A 17,501-nucleotide genomic window follows, 5' to 3' on the forward strand; every position below is an offset into this window, starting at 1 on the left:
TTTCCCACACTCCTATTCTGGTGTCTTCTTCAAGGAGAAGGAGAATTCGGTACCGACTCCCTCGGTACTGATTACGTTAATATTCTCTCCATGTGATTGAATAATTTCCTTCGTGATGGAAAGGCCGAGGCCGGTGCCCTTCTTGTCCTTACCACGGGAGGAATCAATCTTATAAAAACGTTCCCAAATCTTCTTAATGGAATCCTTCGGAATACCGATACCGTAATCTTTCACCGAAACCATAACTTTTTCACCCTTCTCGGTTGTGGTTACCTTTATCGTTGCATTGGTATGACTGAATTTGATGGCGTTATCAATTAGGTTGTATAATACCTGCTGGATTTTACCCATATCGGCGTCTACCAACGCTTCCTTCGCAAAGAAGATGAGGTTGAGAGTTACCTTCTTATTGCGGCAGGTTCCTTCAAAGCTTTCAGCAGTCTTTTTGATAATCATGTGTATGTCAAAGGTGGTAATATCAAGCATACCGCCTTTGTTCTCGATTCGGTTAAGCTCCAGAAGGCTTGAGGTTAGCTTGGTTAAACGGTCAGCTTCAAATAAGATGATATTCAGATACTTATCCTGCATCTCATAGGGAATCGTGCCATCCTTAATGGCTTCTGCATAACCCTTGATAGAGGTAAGCGGAGAGCGAAAATCATGAGAGATATTTGCAACGAATTTTTTCTGATAGTGATCCAGATTCGCTAATTCTCCGGACATATAGGTGATGGCAGCACCGAGATCACGATATTCACTCAGACCTTTTAAAACCAGAGCATAATTATAGTTACCGGAGGAGTATTCCTTTGCCGCCCTCATCAAATTCTTCATCGGTACGGCAGTGATGTAGTAGATGTATAAGAACAGCAGGAATAGGAGAGGGAGAAATATCAAGGAGCATATATTAATCACATCAAAATAATATACGGACTCGTCCTTAATGCTTTTCTGGGATATATGTAGAATGATATATCCGCTTAAATCGTAGTTGTAAGTCACCTTACGGGTTAAACTGATCATCGGCTCGGTAAAAACATTATTATAATAATTATTTTTTGATATATTTTCATTCAAAAGGTTTTGATCCAGATCATTGACGTTGAGTGATACAGCATTCCCGCTGCTATCGGCAATGATAACACCATCGGGATTAACAACCCACACACGAATGCCCAGGTAGGTCTCGATGGATTTGAGTTGAAGAGTTAGGTCGGATAAGGAATGTTCTTCTCCATTGAACGTGGAGAGATATTTGTCTTGAATCAAATCCGCTTCCGCTCCAAGGCATTCAGTTTTATCAGCCGTCAGACGGCTCTCCAACAGACTCATGCCATATGTGTTCAGAAGTACGAAGATTAGTACCCCTGCAAATAGATAACATATGATTAGTCTGGACCATAAGGTATTCTTCATCAGTGATACCAACCTTTCTATTTCTTTTGAGCTTTTGTATCGAATTTATAGCCGATTCCCCATACAGTGGAGAGGCTCCATTCGCTGTGATCCTTTATTTTCTCACGAAGTCGCTTGATGTGGACATCCACAGTTCGGGTATCACCAAAGTATTCATAACCCCATATATGATCTAAAAGCTGCTCCCTGGTAAATACTTGATTTGGATGGGAGGCTAAGAAGTATAATAGTTCTAATTCCTTTGGTGGCATTTCTATAGTATCTGAATAATATTGTACAGAGTAGTTACTGATATTGATAACCAGATCGGGATAGGACACATAGTCACCGGACTGCGCGGGTTGTTCTTCCTTCGGTTCCTCTTTGGTTGATGGGCTAAAGCGGCGTAATACCGCTCTTACTCTGGCAACCAGTTCTTTAGAGTCAAATGGCTTGATTACATAGTCATCAGCGCCTAATTCCAGACCCAGTACTTTATCAAAAATTTCTCCCTTTGCAGATAGCATAATGATAGGAGCCGTAGAAGTTTTACGAATCTCTCTACATACTTCATAACCGTCTATGCCAGGAAGCATGAGGTCGAGAAGAACGAGATTAGGTTTATATTCTTGAAATTCCCTGATGGCTGCTTCACCATCGTTGACTATCATTGTATCATAACACTCTTTGGTTAAATATAGAGAAATCAGTTCGGCGATATTAACATCATCATCTACGATTAATATTTTTTGCTTGGCTATCATCCTATACTCCTTTCAATTTATCCTATGTGATTATTTGAATTCCACGATGGTTACACCGTGATCACCTTCTCCGGCACCACCGACACGGAAGGAATTCACGTATTTTAATTTCTTCAAATGTGCTTGTATTGCATTACGTAGAGCACCTGTTCCGCGGCCATGTATAACGGTCACCTGAGGTAGATGTGCAAGATATGCATCGTCCAGATATTTATCAAGTTCTGCAAGTGCTTCATCAACTGTCTTGCCAATCAAGTTAATCTCTGGGTGGATACTAGCGGACTTCGACATCTTTATCTTACCGCTTTGGGTCTTGGTATAGCCCGGTGCGGTGATTGAATTATCTTGAATGATTTCAATATCCTTAATGTTAACCTGGGATCGTAGGATACCCATCTGTACGAATAGATCTCCCTTGGCATTCGGAAGTGTGCTGACGGTGCCATTTAGCCCGAGGCTCAGTACTCTGATGGACTCACCCACCTTAAGATCCTTAACATTTAACTTCTGACTGGAATTTTGCTGCTTCTTCTGGGATAAGGTGGTGTTCTTGTTCATGTGCTCACGTAAGGAGTTTCGTTCATTTTCCATATCCTTAATGTTAGCACCGCCCTGCATCCATTTGTTATATTTACGAATGCTCTGGTCTGCAAATTCTTTTGCTTCTTGAAGGATACTTGCAGCTTCTTCTTTCGCTTCTTTTAAGATACGATCACGGCTGGCGTCCAAATTTTCATTCTTACGATCCAGGTTCTTCTTAAGTTTTTCGATTTCTTCCTTGTAGCGACTGATTTCGCTTTGCTCTTTCTCGATGGTAATTCGGCTTGCCTCCAGATCACTGAGAAGATCTTCAAAGCTTTTGTCCTGCTTGCCGATTAATTCCTTTGCATCGTCAATAATATAATCCGGAAGACCAAGTTTTGAGGAGATGGCAAATGCATTACTTTTGCCGGGGATACCGATCAATAGTCGATAGGTCGGTCGTAATGTCTCGATATCGAATTCACAGCAGGCATTGGATACACCATCTGTGGAGAGTGCATAAACCTTCAGTTCGCTGTAATGGGTAGTTGCCATCGTTCGAATCTTCCTTGAGTGAAGTGAGGAGAGAATCGAGATCGCAAGTGCCGCGCCCTCGGTCGGGTCGGTACCTGCACCAAGTTCATCAAACAGTACCAGGGAGCCGGTATCAGCTGTTTTTAATATATTTACGATATTGGTCATATGTGAAGAGAAGGTACTGAGACTTTGCTCGATGCTCTGTTCATCTCCGATATCCGCATATACTTCTTCAAACACTGCAAGCTCTGATCCGTCAAATGCGGGGATATGAAGTCCCGCCTGTCCCATCAAAGTTAAAAGACCGACTGTCTTTAGAGAGACAGTTTTACCACCGGTATTGGGACCTGTAATAATCAGCATGGAGAAATCCTGACCCAGCATGATATCAATAGGAACTACCTTCTTAGGATCAATCAACGGATGACGACCCTTCTTAATATTAACGATACCTTTATTATTAAAATTTGGTTCGGTGCCCTTCATCTGTTTGGAGAGGGATCCTTTGGCGAAGATAAAATCAAGTTCCGATAATGTATAAAAATCACTCTCGAGGCTATCCATGTGCTCGGCTGCCTGATTACTCAGATCAGCAAGAACCTTCTCGATTTCTTCTTGCTCTTTTATGGAGAGTTCTTTTAGTTCATTATTAAGACGTACAATCGCCATCGGTTCCACGAATAGTGTGGAGCCTGTGGAGGATTGGTCATGAATCATTCCCTGAAACTGGCTCTTGTATTCTGCACGTACCGGAAGGCAATAGCGACCATTTCTCATCGTGATGATGCTATCTTGAAGCATGGTTCTAGAGGAGTTAAGGATGGAGGAAAGCTCACTGTGAATCCTGTCATTCGTGATTTTAATCGAACGTCTCACTGTTTTTAAGCTTGGACTGGCATCATCTGCAATCTCTTCCTCGGAGATGATGCATCGCTTAATCTCATTATTCAGTGGCGTTAAGGGCTCAAGTTGTGCGAAATATTCGGTTAAGGAATCCTCGGTTTGGTTCTCGTTATCCTTGCCTGTGTAGCCCCCATACGCTTTCACACGAAGTGCAGCGTCCAGATCGGAGCTGATGTGCAAAAGCTCTGTTGCGTTCAATGCAGAGTCAATCTTTAAGCGCATAAGAGAGGGACGGATATCATGGATACCGCTAAAGGATACACTTCCTCTTCGAAGGATACGAGACTGTGCATCAGTGGTTTCCCTTTGCTGCTTACGAATAGACTCAACATCTGTGCCCGGCAGCAGGTTCGCACATAACTCCTTACCGTAACCAGTGGCAGCAAGTGCGGTCAATTTATCTATAATTTTACGATATTCTAATGTTCTTAATGCTTTGTCGTTCATTACATTTACCTTTCCTATGAATGTTACATTCTTTGATGTGATAAAATAAGCATGGTTGCATGACTTCTATAAATCTATAACTATTTTACCTTATCTTGTAAAGAAATAAAACAAATAATTATGGGAAATTCGTGTTTTTCGGGTTGAAATCAGCGAAGTGTCAATATATCATAGAAGAATTCATTTTGTAAAGGACTACAAGTTCCGTAAATCGTGACTTGTGAAAAAGAATTGAAGTTCTCTGGTAAATATTATATAATTTGATAGGATAGTATAGATACCGCCAATGCATCTTCGAGGTTGTGGACAGGGCAATTATTATGGGGAATTTTGTTTACAGAAAATTCATTCCGCGTTCACAAGTTGAATGTAAAATAGGTAATACGTATCACTGATTTTCGGCTTTATATACTTCGATAAGGAGATTGGGAATGTCTGATCAGGAAAAGGACAAGAAGGAATATGAATTTATAAAAGAGTCAGTGGTAGAGCAGAAGAAGAGGAAATTTAAAAAGTGGATTTTCCCCCCGCTTCTTACTCTATTACTTGCTATATTATTTGGTTTAGTTGCTTCGGTTACAATAATAGTTGCAGAGCCGAGGTTAAAAAAGCTGTTTGAAAATGATGACGCTAGAAAACCGGTATATTTACCATCGGATGATGTATCGGAGAATATCACACCCCCGACCAGTCCGACCGGTTTCGCTACTCCTTCTCCGAAGGTAACTCCGATTGTAGTAAAAGATAATACGCCTGCGGATATTAATGATTATGTCAGCATGAATAATGATATGAAAGAATTAGCGGCAAACGTAGGGAAATCGATATTAAGAGTGAAAAGTAAATTTGCTACTGAGGACTTGTTTAAGAATTCTGTGATGAAGACGGTTAACTCTAGTGGACTGATTGTGTTTAAGAATTCAGATCATTTAATGATTTTAGTATCCTTAGACAAGGTGAAAGATGCAAAAAGCATTCGAGTGGTATTGAATGATACGGTTTCTGTGAATGCTAAAATTTTGGATTACGAATCAGAATTGAACCTTGCAATAGTAACGATACCGATCTCTGAGATTCCTACCGTATATATGAATGATTTGGAGGTTGCTAAATTAGGGGAATCCTATTCCGTATCCATTGGTAATCCGATCATCGCTCTGGGTAGCCCGAACGGTCATGCCGAATCGTTGGAATATGGAATGGTAACCAGCAAAGGGAATTCCTTTGGGATAACAGACAATGAGATGGATTTGTTTAATACAAGTATCATTGATAATAAGAGTAGCGACGGAATTATTGTTGACTTAAAGGGACAAGTAATTGGAATTATAACTCAGACGCTGAAGGAAAAAGGATATGAGAATATGAATACCAATATCGGTATTAGTAAGTTAAAACCGATCTTAATTTCTTTGGGGAATAAGACACCACGTATTTACTGTGGGGTTAAAATAGATGATATGAATTCAGAGACTAAGGCACAATACGGGGTAGGAAGCGGTATTTATGTCAAAGATGTAATTGCAGATTCCCCAGCATTTAAAGCCGGTATTCAGAATGGAGATATCATTCTTCAAGTGGAAGAAAGCAGTATATTAAGCTCATCTAATTTTTATGAGACGATTAATAAATACAAGGCAGGAGAAAAGGTTAAGTTTAGAATCCTAAGATCCGTACAGGGTAAGGATACGAATGTTGGCTTAACCGTTACACTAGCTAAAAAGGCAAAATAATAGAAGTAAATTTATGAATGTTGTTAAGTGAGTGTCCGGTAGGTGCCATTTATCAACATTCTTTTTATATAAAAGGAAAAGCGAAATTCCTTTTATATAATAGCCTTCCAGGATTATGCTCACTTTGCGGCAATGTAGTTTTGCATCGCAACCGCTCAGGTGCGAGAATGTGTCAAAACACATTCTTTGTAATAGAATTCAATTTATACTTTATATATCTTTTTTTGTAGGGTATAATAGTAAAGATATGAAATGCGAATTAGAAAGGTATGGAAAATGAGATTTATTAAAGAATTAAGAGAGAATGACTTTATAAAAAGTGAGATATACCTGTGTAAATCAAAGCAGACTTTAACCGGAAAAAGCGGTAAAAGCTATGGATCTTTGATATTACAAGACAGAACAGGAACGATTGATGCAAAGATTTGGGACTTTAGCAGCGAGATAGGTCAGTATGAAGCAATGGATTTCGTACATATCGATGCGAGAGTAACCAGCTTTCAGGATTCTCTTCAGTTAAATGTAAGCAGAGTCTATAAAGCGCAGGAAGGCGAATATTATCCGGAGGATTATTTTCCGGTTACGAATAAAAATATAGAAGGAATGTATACAGAAATCAAGAATTACATCAGTGGAATCAAGAATGTGAACTTAAAAGCACTTGCAGAAGATTTCTTTGTCAATGATAAAGACTTTGTAAAAAGTTTTAAATATCATTCAGCAGCTAAGAGCGTTCATCATGGATTTGTCGGAGGGTTACTGGAGCATACGTTGAGTGTAGTTAAACTTTGTGATTACTACACTACCAGCTATCCGATTCTTAATCGAGATTTGTTAATTACTGCCGCGCTCTTTCACGATATCGGAAAGATGGAGGAATTATCAACATTTCCGGAGAATGATTATACGAATGATGGACAGCTTCTCGGCCATATTTTTATAGGTGCGAACAAGGTGGGCAATCACATCAAGAAGATGAATAAATTCCCCGCTATGCTTGCGAATGAGCTGATTCACTGTATTTTATCGCATCATGGTGAGTTGGAATACGGTTCGCCGAAGAAACCGGCAACCGCAGAGGCGATGGCACTGCATTTTGCAGACAACACGGATGCGAAGATGCAGACTATAACGGAGCTTCTTGATAGTGCAGATCCAAAGCTGGAATGGATGGGTTATCAGAGATTGTTTGAATCAAATATTATGCGTAGCACGAAGAATTAGTTTGGGCTATTAACGCACATTAGTAAGATTGTAACATAATCGCAAATAGATAGGATGAATTGGTCAAGTGATGTTAAAGAAGAACGATCAGGTTGAAATAGTAATTGAAGATATCGGCTCCGAGGGAGAGGGAATTGGCAAATATGAAGGGTATACTCTATTTGTTAAGGATACCGTCATGGGAGACAGAGCACTGGTTCAGGTGATGAAAACTGGAAAAACCTATGGTTATGCAAGGTTGATCAAACTACTTCAACCATCAGAATATCGAGTGGAACCACGCTGTCCGATTGCAGCTCGTTGTGGAGGGTGCCAGCTTCAGCACGTAGATTATCGTAAGGAGCTGGAGTATAAGGAACAGAAGGTTCGTAATTGTCTGTTAAGAATCGGTGGTTTTACTGAGATAGAGATGGAGCCAATCAGTGGAATGGAAGACCCTTGGTATTACCGTAACAAATCTCAATTTCCGGTTGGCCGTAATAAGGATGGAAGTATAGCAATAGGATTTTATGCAACTAGGACGCATTCCATTATTGATACGGAACGTTGCTATATCGGTGCCGAGGTAAATATCAAGGTACTGGAATTCTTAAGAGCATATATAGAAGAATATAACATTGAGCCTTATCAGGAGGAAAACCATAAAGGGTTGCTCCGCCATATCCTGACCAGAGTCGGCTATCAGACCGGTGAGATCATGGTATGCCTGGTTGTAAACGGAACAGATATCCCACATAAGGACAAGCTGATTGAGGGATTATCAAAGATAGAAGGTATGAAGAGTATTTGCTTGAATGTGAATAAAGAGAAGACCAATGTAATACTTGGAGGTCAGGTGATTCCACTCTGGGGGGAACTCTATATCACAGATAAAATCGGTGAGGTAAGCTATCGCATCTCCCCGCTCTCTTTCTATCAGGTAAACCCGGTTCAAACAAAGAAGCTCTATGATATCGCACTGGATTATGCGAATCTGACCGGTGACGAAGTGGTTTGGGATTTATATTGTGGTATCGGTACAATATCCCTGTTTCTAGCTCAGAAGGCAAAGCAGGTATATGGCGTGGAGATCATACCTCAGGCCATAGAGGATGCCAGAAAGAACGCAGAAATTAACAATATCCATAATGCCCAGTTCTATGTTGGGGCAGCAGAGGAAGTCCTCCCAAGAGCGTACAAAGAAGATAAAATCTATGCAGACGTCATTGTTGTAGACCCTCCCAGGAAGGGATGTGATCAAACACTACTAGATACCATCCTTACGATGGCACCGAAGCGAGTGGTCTATGTATCCTGTGATCCTGCAACACTTGCAAGGGACTTAAAGTACCTTTGTGAGAAGGATTACAAACTCGAAAAGGTTCGGGCAGTGGATCAATTTAGCCATAGTGTTCATATTGAGAGTGTGGCACTGCTTGTAAGGGAGTAGTTAACTAACGGTTTTAATTAAAGATTAAGATTACTAACTGGTGGAGGATGATATGAAAAAGACTACACGATGCTATTATTTCTTTGTTATTATAAGTATAATACTTGGAATTTTACTTGCAACTGTGTTATATAGACTAAACCAAGGATTTGAGACACCAACAGAAGATAATTTGTATATCTTTCTTCGAAGTTGTAAATATCATCTTTTATTAGGGTTGTTTTTCTCGACATCGTTAAGTATAGTTTTAAAATGCATTATGGAAGATCTAGAATGGAAGATAGCTTATTTAAGAAATAAAGTTGATCATATGGAAGATGGCAAAAATATTAATTAGAAATCAACACCAGCAAGAACAATCAATATTACAATAAATAAGACAAGGGTAAATCTATGATATTGCATAGATTTGCCCTTGTCTTATTTATAAACGTAACAATACCATTATAATACATAGCTTTCTTAAGAACTTCTTAATAGAATGAATTTCATCCTTAATACCACCCTAATAGGATCTTCGCTATAATAAAGATGCTTAAGCAAAGTACGAATATGAGTAGACATGTTTGGTTAGAGATTTGCTAAATTAATGAAACCTTGTACAGGTCTATATTATTGGAATAGGAAGTGAGTAAGGATGAATGTTGTATTAATAATATCCGCTTTGATAGGGGTTATGTTATTAGGTTATTTATTCTATGTTTTATTTAGAGGTGAAAATTTATGAGTATGATTTTGTTACAAAATATTATATTTCTCATTTTACTAATTGGATTAGCAATTCCACTTGGTATCTACATGTATAAGGTTATGACAGGACAAAAGGTCTTTATTACCCGGATAATAGCCCCTGTTGAAAAAAGGATATATCGCATGTTAGGGGTATCGGAAGATAATGAAATGAGTACTAAAAAATACATCTGGAGTGTATTTGTATTTTCGGGAATTGGCTTGGTAGCATTATTTTTATTGCTTTTATTACAGGGACTGCTACCGTTTAATCCGGAGAACATGAAGTCTGTAAAATGGGATTTGGCATTTAATACGGCTGTAAGCTTTATAACGAATACAAATTGGCAGGCGTATTCAGGAGAAACAACTTTATCTTATTTTACACAATCAATCGGATTAACGGTCCAGAACTTTGTATCAGCAGGAGTTGGGATTGCGGTGCTCTTTGCGTTAATTCGAGGTTTTACCTCTAAAAATAAAAAGACAATCGGATGCTTTTGGCATGACCTGACAAGAGTAATTTTATATATTTTAATTCCTCTTTCACTTATTTTAGCAATTATATTAGTATCACAGGGAGTGGTTCAGTCATTATCCGGTTATGTCAATATAACTACTTTGGAGAAGGGTGCATCCCAAGTTGTTCCATTAGGCCCAGCAGCAAGTCAGATTGCGATAAAGCAGTTAGGAACCAATGGCGGTGGATTCTTCGGAATGAATTCAGCATATCCGCTGGAGAATCCAACCGCATTATCGAATTTATTGCAGATGCTCTCCATCCTGATCATTCCCGCCGCTCTTTGTATTTCCTTTGGTAAGGCGGTAAAGGATTCTAAGCAGGGAAGAACGGTCTTGGTAACCATGCTCATCCTATTTGTTGCCGCGCTTGCTATTGTTACAGTTAGTGAGAAATACGGTGCCGCTTCTTACCAGGGAGTAACAGGAACCGGTAATATGGAAGGAAAAGAAGTTATCAACGGTATTGGAAGCTCCGCACTATGGGGAACCGCTACTACCGCAGCATCAAATGGATCGGTGAATTCCATGCATGATAGTTTTACTCCAATTGGAGGCATGATACTGATGTTTTTGATGCAACTAGGCGAAATAGTGTTTGGAGGAGTGGGTAGCGGATTATATGGGATGATTGCATTTATCATACTAACAGTATTTATAGCCGGATTAATGGTTGGGCGTACTCCGGAGTATCTTGGAAAGAAGATTGAACCGTTTGATATGAAGATGGTATGTTTGATTATATTGGCGCCTCCTCTTCTGACCCTATTAGGTACCTCAGTTGCCGTAATGCTCCCGCAGGTTACATCTTGGCTGACCAACTCAGGGGCGCATGGATTTTCAGAAGTTCTCTATGCTTTCTCATCGATGGCAAATAATAACGGAAGTGCATTTGGTGGATACAATGCAAATACCGTATTTACGAACGTTGTAGGAGGAGTAATTATGATGATAGTCCGATTCTTACCAATGTTTGCAACCATTGCACTTGCAGGAAACCTAGCGAATAAGAAGAAGGTATCTGCATCAGAGGGAACTTTATCAACAAGCAATACGATGTTTGTAGGATTGTTAATAGCAATCATCTTTATCATAGGTGCATTAAGTTTTTTACCTGCGCTGGCTCTTGGCCCAATCGCAGATCATTTTACAACATTGAAATAGGGTGGTCATATGAATAAGAAAAATAAGAATGAAATATGGATGGATGCAATAAAGCAATCCTTTGTAAAGCTTTCACCCCGGATTCAAATGAAAAATCCGGTTATGTTAGTGGTGTATATTGGATCAATTATGACAACGATTTTATATATACTAAGCTTCTTCGGTATCAGTGATGAAAATGCCGGATATACACTTGCAATCGCACTAATCTTGTGGTTTACCGTTCTGTTTGCTAATTTTGCCGAGGCGATCGCAGAAGGACGTGGTCGGGCACAGGCAAATTCATTGCGCAGTGCACGAAAAGATGTTAAAGCTAAAAAGTTAAAGGTACAGAATAATCATGATGATTATATAGAAGTATTGTCCAATACGTTAAAACGTGGCGATATCTTTTATGTAGTTGCGGGAGATCAGATTCCCATGGATGGGGAAGTAATCGATGGAGTTGCTTCCGTGGATGAAAGCGCGATAACAGGAGAATCCGCACCGGTAATCAGGGAATCAGGCGGAGATCGAAGTGCTGTAACAGGAGGAACGACGGTAATATCTGACTGGTTGGTAGTTAAAGTTACAGCTGAGGCAGGAGAAAGTTTTCTCGATAAGATGATCGCCATGGTAGAAGGCGCATCCAGAAAGAAGACCCCTAATGAAATTGCTCTTCAGATTTTATTAGTTACGCTAACGATTATATTTTTGGTAGTAACTGCGACCTTACTCCCATTTTCAGATTTCGCAAGCAAGCAGGCGGGTAATGGTAAGGCAATATCGATAACGAATATTATAGCATTACTGATATGTCTGGCACCTACTACAATCGGAGCGCTATTATCTTCTATAGGTATTGCTGGTATGAGTAGATTAAATCAAGCAAATGTGCTTGCAATGAGTGGCCGTGCCATAGAGGCAGCAGGAGATGTAGATGTACTCTTGTTAGATAAAACCGGAACAATTACACTGGGCAATCGACAGGCTAGTGAATTTATCCCTGTCAAAGGAGTAGGAGAAAAGGAGCTCGCTGATGCGGCTCAACTTTCCTCAATCGCAGATGAGACAGCGGAAGGCCGGAGCATTGTTGTATTGGCAAAAGAGAAGTTCGGTATCCGTGGGAGAGAGTTAACTAAATTGAATGCAACCTTTATCGAATTCTCTGCCAAAACCAGAATCAGCGGCGTGGATTTTCAAGGCAATGAGATTCGCAAAGGGGCAGCCGATGCAATTAAAAATTATGTGCAGGACAGGGGAGGAAGTTATCCTGAAGAATGCAATGAGATAGTAAAGGGGGTCGCCGGAAAAGGCGGTACACCTCTGGTAGTTTCTGCTAACAATAAAGTATTAGGCGTTATATATCTTAAGGATATTGTAAAGAACGGAGTCAAAGAGCGGTTTGATGATTTGAGAAAAATGGGTATTAAAACCATTATGATAACCGGTGATAATCCAATGACAGCGGCAGCGATTGCGGCAGAAGCCGGGGTTGATGACTTTCTGGCTGAAGCAACACCGGAAGCGAAATTAGCCCTGATTCGAGAATATCAATCCACCGGACATATGGTCGCGATGACAGGAGACGGGACGAATGATGCACCGGCACTCGCTCAGGCTGATGTTGCGGTTGCCATGAATTCGGGTACACAAGCGGCGAAAGAAGCCGGAAATATGGTAGATTTGGATTCCAGTCCAACTAAGTTGATCGATATCGTAAGAATCGGAAAACAGCTTTTGATGACCAGGGGAGCATTAACTACATTCAGTGTGGCAAATGATGTAGCAAAATATTTCGCTATCATTCCTGTCTTGTTTTTTGGTATTTTCCCGGAATTATCTGCGTTGAATTTTATGAACCTTACCAGCAGTAGAAGTGCAATTCTATCCGCAATTATATATAATGCACTTATTATAGTCGCATTAATACCCCTTGCATTAAAGGGTGTAAAATACAGAGAACTTCCTGCAAGTAAATTACTTTCCAGAAATCTTCTTATTTATGGACTGGGAGGGATTATAGCCCCATTTATAGCAATTAAATTGATCGATATTATTTTGACCCTATGTGGTCTGGTGTGAGGTATGATGATATGAAGAAAATCATAAATGAATTTCGACCCGTAATTATTTCCCTTTTAATATTTACGATACTATGTGGTGTGTTATATACTGGTGTTATTACAGGGATATCACAAGTGTTTTTTCATAACAAAGCGAATGCAAGCATTATAACAATTTCATTAGGTGACGGAACCGAAATGAAAATTGGATCAGAGCTGATTGCACAAGAGTTTACGAAAAAGGAGTATCTGATCGGCAGACCATTAGGTACCTCCAATCTATCGCCTAATAGTGAGAAGTTACGTCATGATGTGGAAGAAAGAATTAAGTGGTGGCATGCTTTTGACCCTGATAATGCAGAGGATATACCGATGGATCTTATTTATGCCTCGGGAAGCGGGGTTGATCCAAACATATCGGTGCAGGCAGCGAGGTACCAAGTTAAAAGAATTGCAAAAGCACGTAACATGGAAGAGAAAAAGGTTGAAGATATCATTTCGAGGTATACCGCAGATAGATTCCTAGGTATATTCGGGGAAAGGACAGTTAATGTTCTTAAAGTCAATCTTGCCTTGGATGAAAAATTATAAGAATGATTGAAGGGATAATTTATGGAGGAAAATAGTGATAACCGACCAAACCCTGATCTTTTATTAAAAAGCATATCGGCAGATAATAGAGGCCGTGGGAAATTAAAGATATTTCTTGGCTTTGCTGCAGGCGTAGGTAAGACCTATGCAATGCTTGATGAAGCACAGGAGCAATTAAAAAATGGGCTTGATGTTGTTGTCGGGTATGTGGAACCACATACCCGGCCTGAGACACTTCAGCTACTAAATGGCTTACCCTCAATTCCTCCACTCTTAATTGAGTATAAAGGAATACAACTAAGGGAGTTTGATTTGGAATCAGTATTAAAAAGGAAACCGGATATTGTCTTAGTTGATGAACTTGCACATACGAATGCTATTGGGGTACGTAATAGAAAGAGATATCAGGATATCGAAGAATTATTGAATGTCGGAATCGATGTGTACACTACAGTTAATGTTCAGCATATAGAAAGCTTGAATGATATTGTGGAAAATATCACCAAAGTTTCAGTGAAAGAAACGATTCCTGATTATGTTTTTGATCAAGCAGAACTAGTTAAATTGATTGATATTGCTCCCGAAGAGTTATTATATCGATTCAACGATGGTAAAATCTATCGACCGGAGAGAGTGGAAACAGCGACTCAGAATTTTTTCACAAAGGAAAATCTGCGTCTCTTACGTGAAGTTGCACTGAGAAAAGTTGCGGAACGAATTAGCAATGAAAATCAAAATGATTATATCCATACGGAAAAGACAATTAATCAACGATTTCTGGTGTGTATCAGTCCATCCCCTTCATCAGCCAAATGTATCAGGTGGACTGCCAGAACGGCGGAAACCTTTCATGCTCCCTGGTCTGTCTTGTATGTAGAGACGATGGACAATATGGCGCTGTCAGAGGATCAACAGAAGAATATTAGAAGTCATATGGATCTGGCAGCTAGACTAGGGGCACAAATTATTACATTGAATGGTGTTGACATCGCCTCTACTATTATTGAGTATGCAAAGATATCGGGTATCACAAATATTGTTGTTGGCAAAAGCAGAAGAAAAAAGAGTATAAAAAGTCTGTTTCAGACAGATTTAGAAGATATGTTAATCCAAAGTTTAAGAAATACGGAAATATTTATCATTCCTGACAATGACTCAACTAACGTTTACAAGAAGCCAAAGCAATTTAAATGGAGGGAAAATTTTTATTTTTCATGGAAAGATACAATCAAAAGTATAGTATTATTGTTTTTGGCAACGTTAATATGTTTACTTTTGCAAAAATTGAATATAGGTGATCAAAATATAATTATGGCGTATATTCTGTCAGTCTTGATGATATCAAGATTCACAACGGGGTATGCTTACGGAATTGTTTCTTCTATGCTCAGTGTAATGATTTTTAATTTCTTTTTTGTAAAACCATATTATACGTTTACCGCAATACAACCAGGCTATCCGATTACCTTCCTTATTATGTTATTGGCAGCATTGCTCACTAGTACAATGGTATTTCGAATTAAGACTCAGGCAAAGGTTGCGATTAATCGAGAAAGAAAAACTGAGATCTTATATGAGATAAATAAGAAACTTCTTGTAACCAGAGGCTTGGATAATATTATTGAATTAACAAATGATTATATTACCTCAATATTTAATAGGGGTGTTATATTTTATCCAGAGGATCCGGTAGATGGGAGCAAAGGATTTTATCAACAACCACTCAATGATGTAAATCCAAATGCTCCTCTTTTAGTAACAAAGGACGAAGAAGCCGTAGCTCATTGGGTTTTTGTAAATAAGAAACGTGCTGGTTCAGGAACGGATACACTCATGGGAGCAAATGGTTTTTATATGCCAATTATGTCACAAGGAACGGTTCTCGCTGTACTCGGTATATCCTGTAATCATGCCAATCCATTGAATCACGAAAATCGGTCGTTCTTGAGGATGATAGCTTCTCTTGTAGCAATGGCATTAGAGCGCCAACGATTATCCGATGAGCAAAGAAATATTATGATTGAGACTGAAAAAGAAATCATGCGAAGCAATCTGCTCAGGGCGATTTCTCATGACTTGCGTACACCACTCACAGCTATTTCAGGTGCTACCTCCGCAATACTTGAGAATAAACATACAATGAAGGAAAGTACCCATGATAAATTATTACTGGATATTAAAGATGATTCTCAATGGTTAATCCGTATGGTAGAAAATCTTTTATCGGTAACTCGTATTAATGAAACTACTACAAATCTGTCAAAGACTCCACAGGCAGTGGAAGAAGTGGTGTCTGAGTCATTATCCAGAGTGAAAAATAAATATCCGGGTCATAACATATCTGTGAAAGTACCGGAAGAGCTGCTGTTAGTACCTATGGATGCAACCTTAATTGAGCAGGTGATTATTAATTTGTTAGAAAATGCAATCAAACATTCTACGAGGGAGTCTCTAATTGAATTTACAGTTACAAAGAACGCAGATAATGCTATATTTGAGATAAGTGATAACGGAAGGGGTATTCCGGTGGATGAGTTACCTAAATTATTTGATGGATATTCATCCGGAAAAACAAAAAGCCCTGATTCCTCCCGAGGGATGGGAATCGGACTATCAATTTGCCGATCAATCATACAAGCTCATGGTGGAGTAATTGAAGCGGAAAACAAAAAGGAAGGCGGAGCAAAGTTTCGATTCACCTTGCCGATGGAAGGAAGTGAAAGCGTTGGATATTAAACAACTTATATTAATCGTGGAGGACGAGAAGGGTATTAGTAATTTTATGTCTTCTATATTGGAATCTAATGATTATCAGGTAATAAAGTGTACCAGTGGTATGGAAGCGATATCTGTTACAGCCAATCGATCACCAGATTTGATACTACTGGATTTAGGTTTGCCTGATATGGATGGCCTGGTGGTGTTAACAAAAATTCGTGAATGGTCGCAGGTTCCCATTATTGTTGTAACAGCACGTGGAAAGGAAACAGAGAAAGTAAAAGCACTCGATTTGGGTGCAGATGATTATATTACAAAACCATTTGGTACCTTAGAACTTTTAGCCCGAATAAGAACAGCGATCAGACATAAACAAAAAGGGTATAATCCGCTGGAAACAGATAAAATTTGTATTGGTGATCTTGAGTTAGATATTGTGAAACGAAAAGTGTTTATGAAAGAGGAAGTAATTCATTTTACACCGATTGAATATAAAATACTGGTTATTCTCATGCAAAATGCAGGAAAAGTATTAACTCTAGATTTTATCAGTAAAGAAATATGGGGGCCATATACAAAAGAACATAATGCTCTTCGGGTTAATATGGCAAATATCCGACGTAAAATTGAAATTAACCCAGCAGAGCCTAAGTATATTCACACGGAAGTTGGAGTCGGCTATTGGATAGTAGATGAGATTTAATAATTTTTTATATAAGATGAAAATGCAAAGTAGAGATATTATGTATAGTGCAATGATGCAATTGTATGCTTGCTGCAT

General features: G+C 39.2%; 13 protein-coding genes. 10 read left to right on the forward strand and 3 right to left on the reverse strand.

The genetic code is table 11. The annotated features are described in order from the left end of the window. Positions 1–12: 12 nt before the first annotated feature. Genes AC6IWN_RS18060 through AC6IWN_RS18070 form a run of 3 tightly spaced genes read right to left on the reverse strand, consistent with a single transcriptional unit; the run spans position 13 to position 4,568 of the window. Positions 13–1,416: a sensor histidine kinase gene (locus AC6IWN_RS18060; RefSeq protein ID WP_497989383.1), complete on the reverse strand. Its 1,404-nt coding sequence runs from the start codon at positions 1,414–1,416 to the stop codon at positions 13–15. A 17-nt stretch (positions 1,417–1,433) separates the two neighbouring features. Beyond that, complete coding sequence (locus tag AC6IWN_RS18065; protein ID WP_497989385.1) at positions 1,434–2,159, reverse strand: response regulator; 726 nt, start codon at positions 2,157–2,159, stop codon at positions 1,434–1,436. Positions 2,160–2,189: 30 nt separating this feature from the next. After that, positions 2,190–4,568, reverse strand: a complete 2,379-nt coding sequence (locus AC6IWN_RS18070; protein ID WP_497989386.1) for an endonuclease MutS2 — start codon at positions 4,566–4,568, stop codon at positions 2,190–2,192. Positions 4,569–4,999: 431 nt separating this feature from the next. Between AC6IWN_RS18070 and AC6IWN_RS18075 the strand changes: the two genes are divergently transcribed. The 10 genes from AC6IWN_RS18075 (at position 5,000) to AC6IWN_RS18120 (ending at position 17,423) form a co-directional block, all read left to right on the forward strand. Continuing rightward, entirely contained in the window at positions 5,000–6,301 is a 1,302-nt protein-coding gene (locus AC6IWN_RS18075; RefSeq protein WP_497989388.1) for a S1C family serine protease, read from the forward strand. A gap of 276 nt (positions 6,302–6,577) precedes the next feature. Continuing rightward, the gene (locus AC6IWN_RS18080; RefSeq protein ID WP_497989389.1) at positions 6,578–7,525 is read left to right on the forward strand and encodes a 3'-5' exoribonuclease YhaM family protein; all 948 of its coding nucleotides are present in this window, start codon (positions 6,578–6,580) and stop codon (positions 7,523–7,525) included. A 70-nt stretch (positions 7,526–7,595) separates the two neighbouring features. Next, a complete protein-coding gene (gene rlmD / locus AC6IWN_RS18085; protein WP_497992222.1) occupies positions 7,596–8,954 on the forward strand; it encodes a 23S rRNA (uracil(1939)-C(5))-methyltransferase RlmD in 1,359 nt (452 codons plus the stop codon). Between the two features lie 52 nt (positions 8,955–9,006). Further along, the gene (locus tag AC6IWN_RS18090) at positions 9,007–9,291 is read left to right on the forward strand and encodes a hypothetical protein (protein WP_497989391.1); all 285 of its coding nucleotides are present in this window, start codon (positions 9,007–9,009) and stop codon (positions 9,289–9,291) included. Between the two features lie 300 nt (positions 9,292–9,591). Continuing rightward, a complete protein-coding gene (gene kdpF / locus AC6IWN_RS18095; RefSeq protein WP_497989393.1) occupies positions 9,592–9,681 on the forward strand; it encodes a K(+)-transporting ATPase subunit F in 90 nt (29 codons plus the stop codon). Next, the gene (gene kdpA, locus AC6IWN_RS18100) at positions 9,678–11,366 is read left to right on the forward strand and encodes a potassium-transporting ATPase subunit KdpA (protein ID WP_497989395.1); all 1,689 of its coding nucleotides are present in this window, start codon (positions 9,678–9,680) and stop codon (positions 11,364–11,366) included. Before kdpF ends, kdpA begins: the two co-directional genes overlap by 4 nt. 9 nt (positions 11,367–11,375) lie before the next feature. Beyond that, the gene (kdpB, locus tag AC6IWN_RS18105; protein ID WP_497989397.1) at positions 11,376–13,430 is read left to right on the forward strand and encodes a potassium-transporting ATPase subunit KdpB; all 2,055 of its coding nucleotides are present in this window, start codon (positions 11,376–11,378) and stop codon (positions 13,428–13,430) included. A gap of 11 nt (positions 13,431–13,441) precedes the next feature. Continuing rightward, positions 13,442–14,002, forward strand: coding sequence for a K(+)-transporting ATPase subunit C (gene kdpC, locus AC6IWN_RS18110; protein ID WP_497989399.1), 561 nt, complete (start codon positions 13,442–13,444; stop codon positions 14,000–14,002). Positions 14,003–14,023: 21 nt separating this feature from the next. Next, positions 14,024–16,738 carry an ATP-binding protein gene (locus AC6IWN_RS18115; protein WP_497989400.1) on the forward strand — a complete coding sequence of 905 codons (2,715 nt, stop codon included), beginning with the start codon at positions 14,024–14,026 and terminating at the stop codon, positions 16,736–16,738. Next, positions 16,728–17,423, forward strand: a complete 696-nt coding sequence (locus AC6IWN_RS18120; protein ID WP_497989401.1) for a response regulator — start codon at positions 16,728–16,730, stop codon at positions 17,421–17,423. The genes AC6IWN_RS18115 and AC6IWN_RS18120 overlap by 11 nt, the downstream gene beginning before the upstream one ends. Positions 17,424–17,501: the final 78 nt, after the last annotated feature.

The organism is Variimorphobacter sp. HTMS_6 (assembly GCF_059717775.1).

Excerpts from the sequence above, each read along its gene's own strand:
- AC6IWN_RS18080 (WP_497989389.1), top strand. The coding sequence starts at position 6,578 with ATGAGATTTATTAAAGAATTAAGAGAGAATGACTTTATAAAAAGTGAG.
- kdpF (WP_497989393.1), top strand. The coding sequence starts at position 9,592 with ATGAATGTTGTATTAATAATATCCGCTTTGATAGGGGTTATGTTATTA.
- rlmD (WP_497992222.1), top strand. The coding sequence starts at position 7,596 with ATGTTAAAGAAGAACGATCAGGTTGAAATAGTAATTGAAGATATCGGC.
- AC6IWN_RS18070 (WP_497989386.1), bottom strand. The coding sequence starts at position 4,568 with ATGAACGACAAAGCATTAAGAACATTAGAATATCGTAAAATTATAGAT.
- kdpB (WP_497989397.1), top strand. The coding sequence starts at position 11,376 with ATGAATAAGAAAAATAAGAATGAAATATGGATGGATGCAATAAAGCAA.
- AC6IWN_RS18060 (WP_497989383.1), bottom strand. The coding sequence starts at position 1,416 with ATGAAGAATACCTTATGGTCCAGACTAATCATATGTTATCTATTTGCA.
- AC6IWN_RS18090 (WP_497989391.1), top strand. The coding sequence starts at position 9,007 with ATGAAAAAGACTACACGATGCTATTATTTCTTTGTTATTATAAGTATA.
- AC6IWN_RS18115 (WP_497989400.1), top strand. The coding sequence starts at position 14,024 with ATGGAGGAAAATAGTGATAACCGACCAAACCCTGATCTTTTATTAAAA.
- AC6IWN_RS18065 (WP_497989385.1), bottom strand. The coding sequence starts at position 2,159 with ATGATAGCCAAGCAAAAAATATTAATCGTAGATGATGATGTTAATATC.
- kdpC (WP_497989399.1), top strand. The coding sequence starts at position 13,442 with ATGAAGAAAATCATAAATGAATTTCGACCCGTAATTATTTCCCTTTTA.
- kdpA (WP_497989395.1), top strand. The coding sequence starts at position 9,678 with ATGAGTATGATTTTGTTACAAAATATTATATTTCTCATTTTACTAATT.
- AC6IWN_RS18075 (WP_497989388.1), top strand. The coding sequence starts at position 5,000 with ATGTCTGATCAGGAAAAGGACAAGAAGGAATATGAATTTATAAAAGAG.